At 72.8% G+C, this 1,186-nt stretch carries 1 protein-coding gene; it reads left to right on the top strand.

From position 1 onward, the window contains the following. Positions 1 to 1,186, top strand: a 1,186-nt coding sequence (locus BXA05_RS20170; RefSeq protein WP_244550542.1) for an Ig-like domain-containing protein, incomplete at both ends; no start/stop codon positions are given.

The raw sequence follows: 1,186 nt of genomic DNA on the forward strand, positions 1-1,186 counted from the left end.
GTGCCCGTGGAGGACATCCTGGGCAAGACCGAGGTCACCGTCCCCGTCCTGGACAACGACGAGGACCCCGACGGCGCCGCGAGCGAGCTCACCGTCACCACCGACGCGACCACCGCGAGCGTCACCCCCGACGGCGAGCTCACCGTCACCCTCACCGAGGGCCGCCAGGTCATCACCTACACCGCGACCGACATCGACGGCCTGACCGCCAAGGCCTTCGTCAAGGTCCCCGGCCTCACCGACCAGAAGCCCACGCTGCGGCCGGGCACGCAGCTCGAGGTGCTGGCGGGGGAGTCGCTCCCGATCGACCTCACCGAGCACGTGCTCGTCGTGGAGGGCCGCTCCCCGCGCCTGACCACCGAGGACAAGGTCAAGGTCACCGAGGGGGACCGGCAGGTCCCGTCCGTGACCGAGATCGTCTACACGCCCGACGCGGACTACACCGGCCCGGCGTCGGTGTCGTTCGAGGTGACGGACGGGTCGGGCCCGGACGACCCGGAGGGCCGGACGAACGTCCTGACGATCCCCGTCCAGGTGCTCCCGCCGGAGAATTTGCCGCCGGAGCTGTCGACCCCGACGCTCGACGTCGCGGCGGGCGAGGAGGCCTCGATCGACCTCGCGCGCTTCGCGACCGACCCCGACGGCGACCCCCTGACCTTCAAGGCCACCGGCCAGGCGCAGGGCGTGACCGTGTCCGTCGAGGGCACCACGCTGCGCGCCCAGGCGACCCCGGACGTGCCCAAGGGCTCGGTCGTGCAGGTCCCGATCACCGTCACCGACGGCGAGCACCCCCCGGTCGAGGGCACCGCGACCCTGACCGTCGTGGCCTCCACCCGGCCCCTGGCCCGCGCCAACCCCGACACCGTCGACGACGCCCACCAGGGCAAGGCCACCACCGTGCCCGTCCTCGCCAACGACTCCAACCCGTTCCCCGACCGGCCGCTGACCCTCGTCGACGCCGTGGTGGAGACGGGGCAGGGCACCGCCTCCGTCTCGGGCGACCAGGTCTCGGTCACCCCGCGCGACGACTTCGTCGGGGTCATGGTCGTCCGGTACCGGATCCAGGACGCGACGAAGGACCCCGACCGCGAGGTCGAGGGCCGCGTCCAGCTCAAGGTCCTGGGCAAGCCCGAGGCGCCCGCGACCCCGCAGGTCGTCGAGGTCCGCTCCAAGACGGTCGTGCTCA

Origin of the sequence: Cellulosimicrobium funkei, assembly GCF_900155925.1 — a bacterium.
Classification (GTDB): Bacteria; Actinomycetota; Actinomycetes; order Actinomycetales; family Cellulomonadaceae; genus Cellulosimicrobium; species Cellulosimicrobium funkei.